At 51.1% G+C, this 14,167-nt stretch carries 16 protein-coding genes and 1 tRNA gene; 11 read left to right on the top strand and 6 right to left on the bottom strand.

Features of this window, described 5'->3' with window-relative positions; translation table 11 throughout:
- The first annotated feature begins 49 nt into the window (after positions 1 to 49).
- From rnr to QOS46_RS10080, 3 genes are all read left to right on the top strand, one after another.
- A complete protein-coding gene (gene rnr / locus QOS46_RS10090; protein ID WP_283609395.1) occupies positions 50 to 2,194 on the top strand; it encodes a ribonuclease R in 2,145 nt (714 codons plus the stop codon).
- A 56-nt stretch (positions 2,195 to 2,250) separates the two neighbouring features.
- Positions 2,251 to 2,511, top strand: a complete 261-nt coding sequence (locus QOS46_RS10085) for a hypothetical protein (protein WP_283609394.1) — start codon at positions 2,251 to 2,253, stop codon at positions 2,509 to 2,511.
- Between the two features lie 98 nt (positions 2,512 to 2,609).
- Positions 2,610 to 2,864, top strand: a complete 255-nt coding sequence (locus tag QOS46_RS10080) for a pro-sigmaK processing inhibitor BofA family protein (protein WP_283610815.1) — start codon at positions 2,610 to 2,612, stop codon at positions 2,862 to 2,864.
- Positions 2,865 to 2,935: 71 nt separating this feature from the next.
- Here QOS46_RS10080 and QOS46_RS10075 read toward each other — a convergent pair whose 3' ends face one another.
- Both QOS46_RS10075 and QOS46_RS10070 read right to left on the bottom strand, forming a co-directional pair.
- Positions 2,936 to 3,235, bottom strand: a complete 300-nt coding sequence (locus tag QOS46_RS10075) for a DUF6809 family protein (RefSeq protein ID WP_283609392.1) — start codon at positions 3,233 to 3,235, stop codon at positions 2,936 to 2,938.
- Between the two features lie 144 nt (positions 3,236 to 3,379).
- A complete protein-coding gene (locus tag QOS46_RS10070) occupies positions 3,380 to 3,505 on the bottom strand; it encodes a ribbon-helix-helix domain-containing protein (RefSeq protein ID WP_283610813.1) in 126 nt (41 codons plus the stop codon).
- Positions 3,506 to 4,319: 814 nt separating this feature from the next.
- On the opposite strand from QOS46_RS10070, the gene QOS46_RS10065 reads away from it, so the two are divergent.
- The 3 genes from QOS46_RS10065 to QOS46_RS10055 are packed head-to-tail and all read left to right on the top strand — an operon-like array spanning position 4,320 to position 6,125.
- Entirely contained in the window at positions 4,320 to 5,021 is a 702-nt protein-coding gene (locus tag QOS46_RS10065; RefSeq protein ID WP_283609390.1) for an AzlC family ABC transporter permease, read from the top strand.
- Positions 5,018 to 5,344, top strand: coding sequence for a branched-chain amino acid transporter permease (locus tag QOS46_RS10060; protein WP_283609388.1), 327 nt, complete (start codon positions 5,018 to 5,020; stop codon positions 5,342 to 5,344). The genes QOS46_RS10065 and QOS46_RS10060 overlap by 4 nt, the downstream gene beginning before the upstream one ends.
- A gap of 40 nt (positions 5,345 to 5,384) precedes the next feature.
- A complete protein-coding gene (locus QOS46_RS10055; protein WP_283609386.1) occupies positions 5,385 to 6,125 on the top strand; it encodes a copper homeostasis protein CutC in 741 nt (246 codons plus the stop codon).
- A gap of 3 nt (positions 6,126 to 6,128) precedes the next feature.
- Here the strand turns inward: QOS46_RS10055 and QOS46_RS10050 are convergent, their stop codons facing one another.
- Together QOS46_RS10050 and QOS46_RS10045 are read right to left on the bottom strand one after the other, a co-directional pair.
- Positions 6,129 to 6,728, bottom strand: coding sequence for a DUF4364 family protein (locus QOS46_RS10050; RefSeq protein ID WP_283609384.1), 600 nt, complete (start codon positions 6,726 to 6,728; stop codon positions 6,129 to 6,131).
- Between the two features lie 65 nt (positions 6,729 to 6,793).
- Entirely contained in the window at positions 6,794 to 7,204 is a 411-nt protein-coding gene (locus tag QOS46_RS10045) for a helix-turn-helix domain-containing protein (RefSeq protein ID WP_283609382.1), read from the bottom strand.
- A 232-nt stretch (positions 7,205 to 7,436) separates the two neighbouring features.
- On the opposite strand from QOS46_RS10045, the gene QOS46_RS10040 reads away from it, so the two are divergent.
- From QOS46_RS10040 to QOS46_RS10020, 5 genes are all read left to right on the top strand, one after another.
- Positions 7,437 to 7,511, top strand: a tRNA-Thr gene (locus tag QOS46_RS10040).
- A 201-nt stretch (positions 7,512 to 7,712) separates the two neighbouring features.
- Positions 7,713 to 8,801, top strand: a complete 1,089-nt coding sequence (locus QOS46_RS10035) for a hypothetical protein (RefSeq protein WP_283609381.1) — start codon at positions 7,713 to 7,715, stop codon at positions 8,799 to 8,801.
- Positions 8,802 to 9,422: 621 nt separating this feature from the next.
- Positions 9,423 to 10,496, top strand: coding sequence for a bifunctional glycosyltransferase family 2/GtrA family protein (locus QOS46_RS10030; RefSeq protein ID WP_283609379.1), 1,074 nt, complete (start codon positions 9,423 to 9,425; stop codon positions 10,494 to 10,496).
- 10 nt (positions 10,497 to 10,506) lie between these two features.
- On the top strand, positions 10,507 to 11,436 hold the full coding sequence (locus QOS46_RS10025; RefSeq protein WP_283609377.1) for a phosphodiester glycosidase family protein: 930 nt from the start codon (positions 10,507 to 10,509) through the stop codon (positions 11,434 to 11,436).
- The gene (locus QOS46_RS10020) at positions 11,420 to 11,809 is read left to right on the top strand and encodes a hypothetical protein (protein WP_283609375.1); all 390 of its coding nucleotides are present in this window, start codon (positions 11,420 to 11,422) and stop codon (positions 11,807 to 11,809) included. Before QOS46_RS10025 ends, QOS46_RS10020 begins: the two co-directional genes overlap by 17 nt.
- Positions 11,810 to 11,939: 130 nt before the next feature.
- Here QOS46_RS10020 and QOS46_RS10015 read toward each other — a convergent pair whose 3' ends face one another.
- Positions 11,940 to 12,635: an L-ribulose-5-phosphate 4-epimerase gene (locus tag QOS46_RS10015; RefSeq protein WP_283609374.1), complete on the bottom strand. Its 696-nt coding sequence runs from the start codon at positions 12,633 to 12,635 to the stop codon at positions 11,940 to 11,942.
- Between the two features lie 31 nt (positions 12,636 to 12,666).
- Entirely contained in the window at positions 12,667 to 14,148 is a 1,482-nt protein-coding gene (araA, locus tag QOS46_RS10010) for an L-arabinose isomerase (RefSeq protein WP_283609373.1), read from the bottom strand.
- Positions 14,149 to 14,167 lie beyond the last annotated feature (19 nt).

Here is a 14,167-nt window from a genome sequence, read left to right as displayed (position 1 = left end):
GCAGCCGAAAAGCTCCGCTGAAAAGCGGAGCTTTTTTTCAAAAGGAAGGGTGATTACTATTATAAAGAAAGAAAAAACTCCGGCCGAGGCCATTTTAAAGGCGCTTTCCAAGCTGCGCCATGCGATTTCTTCAAGAGAGCTGCTTAGAAAATCAGGGATTAAAGATAAATCGGTTTTTTATGATACGCTGCACCAGATGCAGGTGCGCGGAGACGTGTATGTGAATAAACGCCACCAGGTGTTTGGCAAGGCCGAGCAGACTGGCCTGACCGGTACGGTCTATTCTCTTTCGGAGGGCTTTGCTTTTGTACGTCCCGAGGGCGGTGGAGACGATCTGTATGTTTCGAGTGACCGCCTGAAGGGGGCTATCGTTGGCGATACAGTGTTGCTGAAAAACATTTCGGAAACACCACGCGGAAAGAAAGCGGAGGTTGCTTCGATTACGAAGCGCCAGCAGTGGATTACCACCGGTACGGTGCGTAAATCATTTAGTGGGTTTGAGGTGGTTCCGGATCTCGCCATTCGCTACAATCTGCCGATTCCGAAGGGCGATTTAATGGGCGCTCGCCCGGGCGACAAGGTGCAGGCCGAGCTGGTTCGGGTACCGCGCCGCGAAAAGCTTTCTGCCCGTGTAGTCAAGATTTACGGCACCGCCGAGAGCGCAAAGATTTGCTCCGACGCGATTATCGACCAGAACGGGATTCCTACGGTATTCCCCGACGTAGTGTTGGCTGAGGCGGCCCGCGCCGCAGAGCGACCGATCACCAAAGAGGAGCTGGAGAGCCGGCTGGACTTGCGCGAGGAAATGATCTGCACGATCGACGGTGCGGATGCGAAGGATTTGGACGACGCGGTCAACATCCGGCGCACGGAGCGCGGGTTTGATCTGGGCGTGCATATCGCGGATGTTTCTCACTATGTGCGGGAGGACAGCGCCATCGACGAAGAAGCGCAGCTGCGCGGCACATCTGTTTATTTTGCAGACCGGGTCATCCCCATGCTGCCGAAGGAGCTTTCAAACGGTGCCTGTTCATTGAACGCCGGAGAGGACAAGCTCACTTTTTCCGCCCTCATTCGTCTGGATGACAAGGGTGAGATTTTGAGCTACCGTTTTCACAAAAGCGTGATTCATTCCAAGGTGCGCGGCGTGTATTCCGAGGTGAACCGCATCTTCAGCGGCGACGCAGACGAGGCTTTACTGGAGAAATACGCTCCGGTGCTTGAATCCCTGAAAGCCGGCCGCGAGCTGGCGCAGATTCTCAGGCAGCGCTTCCGCGAAAAAGGAGGCATGGATTTTGAAAGCGGAGAATCCATGTTTACGCTGAATGAAAATGGCGTTTGTATCAATGTGAGCCCCCGCGTGCAGGGGGAAGCCGAAGAAATGATTGAGCAGCTGATGATCACCGCCAATCAGGCGGCGGCCAAGCTCGCGAAAGAGGAGCAGCTCCCCTTTGTGTACCGCATCCACGAAAATCCAGACCCTGTGCGCATCAAAGCGCTTGTCAGCCTTGCGGCTGCGTTGGGCTTTTCCACCAAGCGCCTCCTTTCCGAAAAGCCGTCTCCGGCTGATTTCTCGGAGCTGCTAGAGCAGGTAAAGGGGACGCCCGCCGAGCAGGTGATTTCGCATCAGGTGCTGCGCACGATGGAAAAGGCGAAGTATTCCACCGAGCCGGTTGGCCATTTTGGCTTGTCCCTCGCGGATTACTGCCATTTTACCTCGCCGATCCGGCGGTATCCCGATCTGGCAATCCACCGCATTCTGTCGCAGTCCAAGAGTTTGGGGCAGATTGAACTGTCGCTGCGCTTTGCGTCGTTTGCCGCGTCGGCCGCGTCGGAATCCTCCAAGTGCGAGGTGCGCGCCATGACGGCCGAGCGAAGCGCCGAGGACTGCTACAAGGCGGAATTCATGAAAGCCCATATCGGCGAAGAGTTCGACGGTGTTGTCAGCGGTGTAACGCAGCGCGGTATTTTTGTGCAGCTTCAGAGCAGCGTAGAGGGCTTTGTGCCGATGGGCGCGTTCCCGAATGCCGATTACCGTTTTGACGGCGTCGTCACGCAGGTGGACGAGCGTACCGGCAGCCGAATCACCATCGGCCATCCGATGAGAATCCTTGTGGCGGCTGCGGACATCCCCACCGGGCGCATCGATTTTATGCCTGCGGGACAAGAAATAAATTCCAAAGAAACGGTATAAATTGGGTATAAAAGTCTAACATATTAGCATATGATAAACCGAAAGGCGGAGCTAATATGGAAACTGTACTCAAGATGATCCAGCAGACGGTAAGGCCTGTTGGGGAGGTAAAGCAGGATTCTGGAGTTTTGCAAGAGTTGAGGGAAGTTTCAAGGCTAATGGCCTGCAATGAAAGATGGTTTCAGATGGAGTGCGACGTAGATCTGATCGACGCCTGTGTTCATCAGCGCATCGAGCTTCTGGCTCGGTACCGCCATCTGTTGCAGGAGGCAAAGCGGCAGGGAATTTCAGCTTCTCCTTTTTCAAACCGGGTGTAATCTGGCGGCAACCCGCCGCCCGGTTTACTGATTGCGCGGGGTACTGGCCCGGCAGGAATCAGGAATGCAAAGAAAAAGGAGGCGGTCCGGTGCCAAGCATGACGACCATTCTGGTGGCGGTAGGGATTTTTTTGCTTTTGGCGGCGCTGCAGGCGCTGCTGGGTTCCAAACGCCCGATGCAACGCGCGGCGGGTGGTATTATTATCGGGGTCGGTACGCTGGCCGTGGTCAATTTGACCGGATTCTTTACCGGAGTCTGTATCCCGGTGAGTCTGCTCAGCTTGGGCGTTTCCGCCGCAGGCGGGATACCGGGGGTCACGCTGATGCTTTTGCTGAATCTTATTTTTCAATAAAAAGCCGGCGGTCAAAGAGGTTTCTTTGACCGCCGGTTTTTTATGTTCTCTGCTGGGAATGTTTTTTTAATTTAATCGCTTGCTTCGCCAAAAATCAGTTCGTCCATACCGATAAAGGCTTCCGCTGTCATGGTAAGGCCAAGCCGGTAGCCGTAGATTAGGTTGCCCACAGCCGTAAGCCTGTTAAATTCCCCCTGTGCATCTACATACTTTTGAAACAGGTTTTTTTCCTCTTCATTTAGTGTGGTGAGGAGTGTTTCCTCGTTCCGGGACAATACCTGCACTGCTTCCCTGTATTCGGGATCGCTCCCCCAATGCCGTGCCTCCGGCGACAGGTTGCCGTAAGCAAATTCTTCTAAAATACTGGTCATAAAAATCATCCTCTCTTTGTTGTTCCCAACGATGCCTTGAAAGGGCTGATAGCGCATGATATAATATTTGCGCCGCATGTGCTTTCGGGCATCTGTTGGATGGGGAAGTGGCGATGCTTTTGTATAGAAGAGCGCCGCTTCCTTTCATTTTTTTAGGCTGTCATGTACCAGATCAATTCCTTTACGGACAATTTCTGAGAGGGTGATATCGAGCTTTTGTGTACATTCTGCCAGCTTCTCTTTTGTCTCTGTATCCACCCTTACAAAGATTCTGTCTTTCTTGGAATCGTCCGATGGCGGACGGCCAAGTTTTTTTCGGCGCTTTCCCGCAGGAGAAATTCTGCTGGCGCAGGCTTGCCCCTCAGGCCGGGGCGGGCCCCAACTTTCTTTACGAAAAGAAAGTAGGCAAAGATTCGCCAGGGGGGAGAGTTTCGATTCTCTCCCCCTTGGAACCCCCTCTCAACGACCAAAGGCGCTGCCTTTGGAAACCGAGAGAAGCTCCCGCTCTGGTTCTGTTTCGCGCACAGGCACGGCCTGCGCGTGAAGCAAGTGCATAAGGGAAGATTTAACGTCTGCAAATGGTACGGAAAGCACTTTGCAATCAAATAAAAAATGCGGCGAAGCCCCACCGAAAAACTCCGAGCCAACGAGAGCGCTTTGAAAATGCCCGCCGACAGACGGGACAGAAATACTTATTTTCAGATCAAGCTCGGAGAGTGGGCATTTTCAATGGAGCGCCTTACGGTCAGCTTTTGTTTGAACTGTCAGGAACCGTTCCCCAAATGCGGATTCCAAAGGTGTCCTTTGGAAGGCCTTTGCTTACTTTCGTCCTTTCACGAAAGTAAGTGCCCGCCCCGGCACGAGGGGCAAGCCCTGCGCCAGCAGAATTTTGTGATTAAGCCGATGATTTAATTTTAAATTTTTTTTATTCTTTTGTCTGCATTGCATATGTATTGCAAGATTGTGGTGCAGGTTCACTTTGTCTGCCTTGTCATCTTTTTGCATTCTGTGGTATAATAATCTCAATTTTTCTGAGGAATAAAGCGAGCAACAGTCGCTTTTGGGGCATATTGGAGGGGTACGGTTGAAAGAAAAGCGGCATCTTCTGCGTGAAGCGTTTGTACATACCATACCGGTAATGACCGGCTACCTGTTTTTGGGCTTTGCGTTCGGCGTGTTTCTGGAGAGCAAGGGCTACGGATGGCCGTGGGCTCTGCTGATGAGCGTGTTCATTTACGCAGGCTCCATGCAGTTTGTCACGGTAGATCTGCTGGCGGGTGCGTCCTCGCTGATCGGCGCGGCGATTATGACACTGATGGTCAACGCGCGGCACCTATTTTACGGGATCGCCATGTTGGACGAGTTCCGTGGGATTGGCCGAAAGAAGCCGTATATGATTTTTTCCCTCACGGATGAAACTTTCTCATTGTTCTGTGCGCTCAAAGAGCCTCCCGGGCCGGACAGAAAGCGGCTGCTGTTTCTGGTGGCTCTTTTCGATCAGTCGTACTGGGTGCTTGGCAGCGTGGTCGGCTCGGTATTCGGGTCGATTTGGCACATCCCCTCGGAGGGGATCGATTTCGTTATGACCGCATTGTTTACGGTAATTTTTCTCGACCGCTGGAAAGCCGAAACCGATCACACCGCGTCCATTCTCGGCATTGCGATTTCGGTACTCTGCCTGCTGGTGTTCGGGCCCTCCGGGTTCATTATTCCGGCCATGCTCTCCATCACCGCGGTGTTTCTGCTGCTGCGCGGCAGGCTGGAGAGCAGGAGGGGCGCGCAATGACGGAGCTTCACGGTCTGCTTTTAATTGCCGTTGTTGCGGCAGTCACCATTTTAATCCGCTCGGCACCTTTTCTGCTGTTCCCGGCGAACAAGCCCACGCCCGGCTGGGTGCTGTATCTGGGGCAGATGCTCCCCTCCGCGGTGATCGGTATGCTGATCGTTTACTGCTTGCGCGGAGCCAATCTCCTGTCGTTTCCTTACGGAATCCCGGAGGGGGTCGCTCTGCTGACGGTGGTGCTTCTGCATTTGTGGAAGCGCAACACGCTGCTGAGCATAGCAGGGGGAACGGTTTTTTATATGCTGCTGGTGCAGCTGGTGTTCTAAAGGCCTTTGAAAACTGTCACTTTTTTGTGGGAGGGTATCTATGAAAGCGGTTTTGGAAGTGTGTGTCGATACGGTGGATTCCGCATTTGAGGCGCAGCGCGCGGGTGCGGATCGTCTGGTGCTTTGCTCCGGGCTGGTGCTTGGCGGAGCCACGCCAAATATCAATTTCTTTTACGAGGTGCGCAATCATCTGGATCTGCCGATTTCTGTTTTAGTGAGACCCCATTTTGGGGATTACTGCTGCTCCCCGGCGGAGTTTGAAATGATGAAGGATGACATCGCCCTGTTCCGCGACGCGGGAGTGGATGCGGTGCAGACGGGGATTTTAACACCCGACGGCGCTCTGGACGTTCTGCGTATGGATGAGCTGATCGTTCAGGCGCAGGATATGAAGATGGTGCTGGGCCGCGCGTTTGATGAGTGCCGTGAGCCGGACGAGGCCTTTCAGCGCGCGAAGATGATGGGCTTCGGTGGGCTTGTAACCTCCGGCCAGTGTCGCCGCAGCTACGATGGCCGCGGTTTGATTGCCCGGCTGCTCCTTAATGCCGACGGGATGGAAATCGCGGTAGCCGGTGAGATGGAGCCGCACGAGTTTGCGGCATTCCGCCGGGTGACGGCAGCTTCGGTGTATCAGGGCAGCTGGCTGAAAAAAATGGACAGTCCCATGCAGTACCAAAAAAAACGCCGGTTTCTGGAGCCGGCGAATGAACTAGAGGATACGCTCTGGCAAACGGACACACAAAAAATCGCCGCCATGCGCGCAGCGATGGACGGCGAATAGAGTTTATTTTTTGGGCTGTTTTTTCATGTCAATTTCTGTTAGCGTTTCCGCCATCATTTTCTGATCCTTGGTTACGGCGGCCAGCATTGCGCGGTAGATAATGTCGGGGTCCTGCTGAAAATTCTGCTTTACGAGGTTGGCTTGCTGCAAATCAGGTACATAAAGAGAAAGTGACATCAGCTCCATGTCACCGCCCGAAATATGGCAGTTCACCTGAAAGCCGTTGTTGGTGTGCATAATCTCCACGGCGTTTTCCTCTTCCCGCTTTATGCGGGTTAAAAGCTGTAGCGCTGCGGTCAAAGTGCGTTGGCGAACAGCGGTGGGAATGGTGCCGTCGAGCTGTTTGGAGATCATCCGGGCCGATTCCCCGGGCGTGCAAAGGCCATTTTTTATCAGAATGCTGCCCTTGTCGATTAGATCGGAAAGCGCAGTCGTAATTTCAAAGTAATTAGCCAGACCGTTTTCCTGCAGAATATCAATGATATCCTCTTTGCGAAACGGCGTGTCCACGCTGACCAAAAGGTAACAAATCAATATACGGATTTCTTTGGTGTTTCTCAGGCCACCCGGCTCAATTCCGGCGGCAAATGCGTCAAATTCCATGCGGCACCTCCGGCAAACAATAATACAACTTCAGTATATCATGAAACCAGGATTTCCGCAAAGGCTCAATCCAATTCTTTCTTTTTATTTTGGCTTTGAATTTCTGCTGCCTTCTGGAGAAGCTCTTCTTTCTGCCCTATTGTGCAGGCCCGGAAAAATGCGACCAACTGCAGTTCATCCTTTTTTAGATCATAAATGTGGCTATTATTGTCTGTTACACGCTTCGACCCCGTCTTCCCAGAGGAAGAATCGTTCAACATAGGCGAAATATCCTCTTGCCCCAGCAATTCCTGCAAACTGACTGAAAAAACCTGGGACAACATAATGAGAGATGAAATGTCCGGCGTGGTCTTCCCGGATTCATAATAGGAATACGTAGAGCGGTCAATATTTAGCACATTTGCCAGATGCTGCTGTGTATACCCGCATTTTTCCCTGAAAATCCGCAAGTTTTTACCAATGGAACTTAGTGACATAGGATCACTCTTTCTCAGGAGCTTTATTATTTTAATTATATGTTATCCCGAAATTAAACAGATAGTTATGTGATTTTCTTTCACTTTTTCAAGACAGGGAAAACCATTTTTGATAAAAAGAAATTATCACCGCTTTTTTTACGAAAATCTGGGCCGGTGTACTTGACGAAACCACTTCTTTTTTGTATACTGTATTGGCTGACTTAGATGAGTACGGTACGCGCAACAATATGCTGGTGTGGCTCAATGGCAGAGCAGCTCATTCGTAATGAGCAGGTTGTCAGTTCGATTCTGACCACCAGCTCCATAAAAAGACCTGTAGATAATGTGTGTCTACAGGTCTTTTTACTCTTTTTAGCGCACTACCTTTTCTACGCAAATGATCATCCTGTCTATATAAGGGTATAGAAAATCATAAAGAAATATATTAGAATAATTTATGTGAATGTCAGATTTTGGCGGTAGGGTTTAGAAATGAATATCCGTAATCAAATGAGGTGTATTACAATTGAACAAGACTATTTTAGCTATTTCCTTAATGGATGCCTTATTTATATTACTAACGGTAATCCTTTTTCGCGTGCTTAGTTCAACACAAAAAATACTATTTGGAGCTGATTACTCAACTATTTACGATGTTGTTGTATATCGAAATACCAATAACTTTGTGAAAACATACGCGTATCGGCTATTGTCTATTATAATTATCTGTATGTTTATCGATTCCGTATCACCTTCTTATAATAATAAACAAATATTGCTTTGCGGGATAGGCTTAGGAAGCTTTCTGCAAATTTGGCCGGCCATCGTTAATTATCATTTGATGCGATTTCCTTTTAGAAAACATAAACTTTTTTATCTATTAGGTTGTTTCGTATATGTAATAATGTGTATATTTTCCGTTTGGATAGCATTTAGTCTGCTCTTTCCTTTATTGAGGGGAGAGAAGGAATTATATATACTCAATAATACGGGCGTACAAGTTGTCATGACCCTCGTTTCATATTCATTTGTTGGAACATTCGAATTACTATTTTCAAAAGAGAATCGAGAAAGAAGATATGTAAATATTGAAGGATTTAAGGAAGAGAAACAAATATTACAAGGCCAGATAGAAATAGAGAGTTTCTATGTGGATTTATATTGTAATGAAATTGAACGCTACAGCGCACAAAATGATATTAGTGCCCAAGTATTGAGGGGAATTTTAATTTTAGAATTTATCCATAGAGGATCGTTTATTACTAGAACATTAGAAAAAGCGTTATGTAAATGCTTTCCAATACGAGCAATTAAACGAAATTTGAGCGTCGGTCTTGGGCAAATTAAAATTTCAACTGCAAAGGACGTTTTAGAGGAAAGTCCAGAAAAATTCATACATAAATTATGTGAAACAGATTTTAATATCCAAGTTTGTGCAAAATACATTGCAAAGCTATCTAAAGAATTTCAAGAGCAAGAATTTGAGCTGGACTATTATAGATATATTGCATGTGAATACTTAGGATATTATTTCTATTCAGAAGATAAAACTATAGAGTTATACTCTGCAGCACTAAGGACACTTGACTATACATACAAAAATCAGGAAAATTAACATATTATAGTTATTCTTGCCAACAACAATCCGCTGTCAGCTCGATTCTGACCATCGGCTCCAAAAACAAAAGGTAATATAGATTTATTGGTTTTAAAGATAGTAAACCGTGCTTTTTGAGGGCTTTTACCGTGAAAAGGGAAAGTCCTTTTTTGTCATATAAAAGCCCCGGCTTTACCTGGGAATAACGATTTACATTGTATCAAATTTTATAATTTGACAAATTAAGATGTCTTTTTCCCTGCGTTCGGCAGGGGAAACACATTTGTTTTTTATGGCGTTTTCGCATTCAGGCAATCGTAAACAGAGTGCAAACATTTTGAAAACGGGGCAAGAACGCTGTTTTTAAAAACCTTGATTTTCCCCGGTGTAATGCGATTTTTGGGCGATCTTTATCAAAACATGCATACAAAAATTGGGAATGAAATTTCTCTATTCTTTTCAGGATACTTTCAGCTTTGGGGATTATACTGTGGGCACAGCAGAAGAATAGCACCAATAAAAGCGCATTCTTCTGGCTCCTCCGGAAACGGGGGAAGAATCGCAGGGGGTTTCAGTGAATTCACAATGAAACCAGCGAAAATCCGACAGAAAACCGAAGCCTTTTTGGAGGTGTCTGATATGCCAACAATTGCCTTAATTCCGGCCTATGAACCGACAGAGATTTTAATTGACCTGACAAAGCGGCTGTTTGATTCCCACTTTGCGGTGTTGATCGTAGACGACGGGAGCGGACCCGATTACCAGAAGATTTTTCAGCGGTGCCGCCCCTATGCGGCGGTGCTTTCCTACGAACCGAACCAGGGCAAGGGGCACGCCCTGAAGACGGGCTACCGGTACATCCGCGATAATTTTGGAGCGGACAGCGTCGTGGTCACGATGGATTCGGACGGCCAGCACACGGTTGCTGACGCCAAAAAGATTGCCGAACGGGCGGCAGCCTCACCCGGTGCGCTGATTCTGGGCGTGCGAGACTTTGGGCCGGGTACGCCGCCGCGCAGCCAGTTCGGCAATACCGTAACAAGGGTGGTGTTCACCCTTTCCACCGGTCTGCGGGTGAGCGACACGCAAACCGGCCTTCGTGGCTTTACCGTGCGTATGATTCCGTTTTTATCCGGTGTGCCGGGCAACCGCTACGAATATGAAATGAATGTTCTGTTACAGTGCGCCCGGCGCGACATCAGCCTTCTGGAGGAGCCGATTCAAACCATTTACATGGACGGCAACAAGGGCTCCCATTTTCACACGCTGCGCGACTCGTTCCGTATCTATAAAAACATACTGCAATTCGCGGCGTCCTCCTTCACGGCTTTCTGCATCGATTACGGCCTGTACAGTGTTCTTGCCGTGGGTTTGGCGGGGCTGGGAACCGATGTCAGCATTCCGGTAGCAAATATTACGGCGCGAACGGTCAGCGCCAGCGCCAACTTTGCCATCAATAAGCGCTTTGTATTCCGCAATACAGACAGCGCCATGAAAACAGGAACACAGTATTTCCTGCTGGCTGCGGGAATCCTGCTCGGCAACACGGTGCTGCTCAGCTTCCTTGTCAATTCGCTGGGGATCAACCAGTTTACCGCAAAGCTGGCAACAGAGCTTACCTTTTTTACCCTGAGCTGGGCTGGGCAAAAGTTCTGGATTTTTCGGCGGTCGGGCGAGCGTGCCTGCGATATGGCAAAAAATACGCAGGATTGAGGGGACGTTCATGAAGAAAAATTGGAAAATTCTCTGGCCGCTGTGCTACGGCCTCTGCCTTACATTGTTTACCGCCTATGTGCTGCTGGACGCCTTTGTCATCCCCCGCAGCTATACGGTAACAACGCCCGGCACAACGCAGGGGGTGAGCGCTTCTTCGTCTGCTACACAGACTTCAGAAAGCGAAGATACGGCGAACACGGCATCGGCCACAGTGACCGACACCTCATACAGCAACGGAAAAACCAGCATCGAGCTGAAGCAATACCGGCAGGATGATACCACCATTTATGTTGCGGACATTACGCTTTCAGATGCGAGCGCGCTGAAAACCGCATTGGCGAACAACACCTATGGCAAGAACATCACGCAGACCACGTCGGACATGTCCGACCAAAATAACGCCATTCTGGCAATCAACGGGGATTACTACAGCGCGCGCAGCGGGTATGTGATTCGCAACGGCGTACTGTACCGCGATACCTCCTCCGATGCCTCTCAGGAGGATTTGGTGATCTACCAGGACGGCACCTTCGGGATTATTACGGAGGGCTCCGTCACCGCGGCGCAGCTTTTAGAAAAGGGTGCGCAGCAGGTGCTGTCATTCGGCCCGGCTCTTGTGAAGGACGGAGCGGTTTCCGTGACACAGAGCGAAGAGGTAGGGAAGGCGATGGCCAGTAATCCGCGCACGGCAATTGGGCAAATTGACGACCTGCATTATGTGATGGTTGTGGCTGATGGCCGCACCGATGAGAGCGCAGGGCTGTCTTTGTACCAGATGGCGGAATTTATGAAGAGCCTAGGAGTAAAGACAGCATATAATCTTGACGGCGGCGGTTCCTCCACCATGGTGTTTAACGGCAAGGTGATTAACCAGCCCACTACCGGCGGGAACAAAATCAGCGAAAGGAAGGTGAGCGACATTGTCTACATTGGATAAGCAGAAGCTGGGCAGAACCGTGCGGATGTATGTAGTGCTTGCCGCCTTCTGCGGGGTGTTCGGATTTGCTTACGAGCAGTTCAGCCACGGCGTGTTCTCGCCCTTTATGGGGTGCTTGTTCCTGTTTCCGTTGCTTGGCGGAGCGGTACCGTTTTTGGTGCTGTACCGGCTGCCGGACACAAGGCCGCCGAGTACCGCCTCACGCTACGCTTATCATTCCGGGCTGGCGGCTCTTACCGTTGGCAGCTGCCTGACCGGTGTGTTTGATATATACGGAACCGTTGCGCCGCTCGTCGGCGTTTATTGGGTGGCAGGGGCCGCGCTTGCCGCAGTCGGCATTCTGATGTACCTCCTTGCGCTGCGGGCGCGATAACCTCCTTTTGCCAAAGGGACGGTAACAAATAGCTTGTAAATGGAAAAGACCCTGAAGCCCGGCAGGCATTCAGGGTCTTTTCTGTATGATTAAGAGGAAAGGAAAAAGAAAAGGAATCGTATCGTCTTTGTTAATTGTGCTGGCCGTAATAGGCGGCGGGCCCATGCTTGCGCAGGTAGTGCTTATCCAGCAGCTCCTGCTGCATGGCTGGAATGCCCGGCATCAAGGCAAGATTGTGCCAGGCCATAAAGGCAACCTCTTCCATCACTACGGCGTTGTGTACGGCGTCCAGGGGGGAGGTTCCCCACGCGAACGGCCCGTGGCTGGCCACCAGAACGCCAGGCATTTCACCAGGATTGCGCCCCAAAAAGGTTTCTACAATTACCCTACCGGTTTCCAGCTCGTAATGGCCCTGAATTTCAGTCGGCGTCATGTTGCGGGTGCAGGGGATTTCCCCGTGGAAATAATCGCCCTGCGTAGTGCCGAGTGCGGGAATGCCCTGCCTGGCCTGCGCGAAAATGGTAGCCCACCGGCTGTGCGTGTGTACGATTCCGCCGATGGAGGGAAAGCTTCGGTACAGCTCCAGATGCGTCGGCGCGTCGGAGGAGGGGTGAAGAGTACCCTCTACAATTTCGCCGTCAATCAGCCGCAGGACCACCATGTCTTCCTGCTGCATTGCGTTGTATTCCACACCGCTGGGCTTAATGACCATAAGGCCCTCTTTGCGGTCAATGCCGCTGACGTTGCCCCAGGTAAAGGTAACCAGATGGTGAGCCGGCAGCATCTGGTTGGCCGCGCAAACCTGTTCTTTTAATTGCTCCAGCATGTCGTAACCCCCAAGAAAGAGCGCACCGCCCTTATTTTTCTTTCGCGCGCCATACATAGTCGGCGAGGGGCAGCTTTTCCTCAAGCTCCTCCGGTACCGTATTCTTTGTGATGTGTACAAACTCAATGTCCATGATCCGCGCAAAGTCGCGAAGCTGGTCTGCCGTTACGTCGTAGCTCAGCGTGGTATGGTGCGCGCCGCCCGCGATGATCCAGCACTGTGCGCCGGTTCTTAAATCGGGCATCGGCTTCCACATCACACGCGCTACGGGTAGATTCGGCATCGTCTGTGTTGGTTTGATGCACTCGATGTCCTGCACCAGCAGGCGGAAACGGCCTCCCATATCAATCAGGCAGGCAACAACTGCTTTTCCGGGGCGACCCTCAAACACAAGCCGTGCCGGAGGCTCCTTGCCGCCGATGCCGAGCGGGTGCACCTCAATGCGCGGTTTTTCCAGTGCGATACTGGGGCATACCTCGAGCATATGTGAGCCGAGCGAAAGCTCACGGCCGCGTGTTAGGTCGTAGGTGTAGTCCTCCATAAAGGCTGTGCCGCCGCCAATCCCTTCACCGATCACCTTTAGAATGCGAGTCATCGCGGCTACCTTCCAGTCGCCCTCGCCGCCGTAGCCGTAGCCCTGCTCCATCAGCCGCTGCGACGCAAGGCCGGGCAGCTGGAGCATGCCATATAAATCCTCAAAGGTATTTGAGAACGCGGTGCAGCCCTCACGGTCCAGCATGCGCTTGATGGCGATTTCCTCCCGCGCCTGGTAGCGAACGGCGTCGAGATCGTCGGTGGCGATGGTGTACTTTTCCTCATATTCGTGCAGGAGCGCCTCAACCTCTGCTTCGGTGACGGCGTCAATCAGTTCCGCCAGTTCACCCACCGGCCAGGTGTTCACCTGCCAGCCGAGCTTGATTTGGGCTTCCACCTTGTCGCCCTCAGTGACGGCAACGCTGCGCATGTTGTCGCCAAAGCGCATCACACGCAGGCTGCGGCTCTCCTGCACACCAGTCGCGGCACGCATCCAGCTGCCAATGCTCTGCTGAATGTCCTCGTCCTGCCAGTAGCCGGCTACCACCTTGCGGGGAATGCGCATTCGCGCCCCGATAAACCCGTGCTCACGGTCACCGTGGGCGCTCTGGTGCAGGTTCATGTAATTCATATCAATCTCTTCATTCGGGATGGTTCGGTGAAACTGAGTATGAAAATGCAGCCACGGCTTCTGCAATAGTCCAAGGCCGTTAATCCACAGCTTGGAGGGGCTGAACGTGTGGCAGAAGGTGATGATTCCCGCGCAGGAATCGTCGTAGTTGGCCTCCTTAATGACCTTGACGGCACCGTCGTTTGTCTTGATGATGTCCTTATATACGATTTCACAGGGCAGGTTTCCGCTTTGGTTCAGGTGTTCCACCATGGCGCGGCAGTCGCGCTCCACCTGAGCCAGCGTTTCGGGGCCGTATAAAAACTGACTGCCCACCACAAACCAGAACCGATAGTCCTTGAGCTTCATAAATAATCCCTCGTTTCTC

The organism is Faecalispora anaeroviscerum, assembly GCF_947568225.1.
Taxonomy (GTDB): Bacteria; Bacillota; Clostridia; order Oscillospirales; family Acutalibacteraceae; genus Faecalispora; species Faecalispora anaeroviscerum.
This window is presented reverse-complemented; position numbering and strand designations above follow the sequence as displayed.

What these genes read in the sequence shown, in the direction of transcription:
- QOS46_RS10085 (WP_283609394.1), top strand. Translation starts at nt 2,251, where the DNA reads ATGGAAACTGTACTCAAGATGATCCAGCAGACGGTAAGGCCTGTTGGG.
- QOS46_RS10080 (WP_283610815.1), top strand. Translation starts at nt 2,610, where the DNA reads ATGACGACCATTCTGGTGGCGGTAGGGATTTTTTTGCTTTTGGCGGCG.
- QOS46_RS10075 (WP_283609392.1), bottom strand. Translation starts at nt 3,235, where the DNA reads ATGACCAGTATTTTAGAAGAATTTGCTTACGGCAACCTGTCGCCGGAG.
- QOS46_RS10060 (WP_283609388.1), top strand. Translation starts at nt 5,018, where the DNA reads ATGACGGAGCTTCACGGTCTGCTTTTAATTGCCGTTGTTGCGGCAGTC.
- QOS46_RS10055 (WP_283609386.1), top strand. Translation starts at nt 5,385, where the DNA reads ATGAAAGCGGTTTTGGAAGTGTGTGTCGATACGGTGGATTCCGCATTT.
- QOS46_RS10050 (WP_283609384.1), bottom strand. Translation starts at nt 6,728, where the DNA reads ATGGAATTTGACGCATTTGCCGCCGGAATTGAGCCGGGTGGCCTGAGA.
- QOS46_RS10045 (WP_283609382.1), bottom strand. Translation starts at nt 7,204, where the DNA reads ATGTCACTAAGTTCCATTGGTAAAAACTTGCGGATTTTCAGGGAAAAA.
- QOS46_RS10030 (WP_283609379.1), top strand. Translation starts at nt 9,423, where the DNA reads ATGCCAACAATTGCCTTAATTCCGGCCTATGAACCGACAGAGATTTTA.
- QOS46_RS10025 (WP_283609377.1), top strand. Translation starts at nt 10,507, where the DNA reads ATGAAGAAAAATTGGAAAATTCTCTGGCCGCTGTGCTACGGCCTCTGC.
- QOS46_RS10015 (WP_283609374.1), bottom strand. Translation starts at nt 12,635, where the DNA reads ATGCTGGAGCAATTAAAAGAACAGGTTTGCGCGGCCAACCAGATGCTG.
- araA (WP_283609373.1), bottom strand. Translation starts at nt 14,148, where the DNA reads ATGAAGCTCAAGGACTATCGGTTCTGGTTTGTGGTGGGCAGTCAGTTT.